At 65.3% G+C, this 620-nt stretch carries 1 protein-coding gene; it reads right to left on the reverse strand.

The genetic code is table 11. From position 1 onward, the window contains the following. The coding region (locus IEV86_RS17520; RefSeq protein ID WP_229734728.1) for an FAD-dependent monooxygenase at positions 1-604 on the reverse strand (604 nt) is incomplete at its 3' end. Positions 605-620: the final 16 nt, after the last annotated feature.

Genomic DNA, 620 nt, shown 5'->3' on the forward strand with positions numbered 1-620 from the left:
GTGGGGCCACGGAATCGGGCAGCACCGCCTCGGTGTCGATGCGGAACCACCACACATCGATCGTCGACGGCAGTTCCCTCACGGACAACCCTGCCTCGGCGCGCGCCTTCGACCATCTGCCGTCGGCGGCGATGACAAGTGGTGCGCGGAGTTCGAGGGTGGCCGGGGTGGGAACGTCGGTGGCGGGTTCAGCACGTTTCCCGTGGGGAACGTCGGTATCTTCGGACTGTGGGGCCGCCTCGGCGACGGTCGAATTCCGGGCACGGAGACCGACCACACGGTCTCCGTCCCAGATCAACGAGGCGGCCTCGACGCCCATCCGCAGGTCGAAGTTCGAGTCGTTCTCGCCCGCTTTTGCGAGCAGGTTGAGGAAGTCCCACTGGGGCGCGATCGTCATGAACGGATGGGGCAGGTTGAGCCGCGTGAAATCGGCGAGCAGAATGTCCTGGCCGCCTCGCCCGGTCAGGGTCACTCCTTCTACGCGGCGATGAGCAATGCGGGCGAACTCGTGGTAAAGGCCGAGTTCGTCGAGCAGTCGCAGAGTGGACGGGTGGATGGTGTCACCGCGGAAGTCGCGGAAGAAATCCTCGTGCTTCTCGAGCACCACGACCTTCACTCCG

Source organism: Cellulomonas carbonis (assembly GCF_014636275.1).
Taxonomy (GTDB): domain Bacteria; phylum Actinomycetota; class Actinomycetes; order Actinomycetales; family Cellulomonadaceae; genus Actinotalea; species Actinotalea carbonis.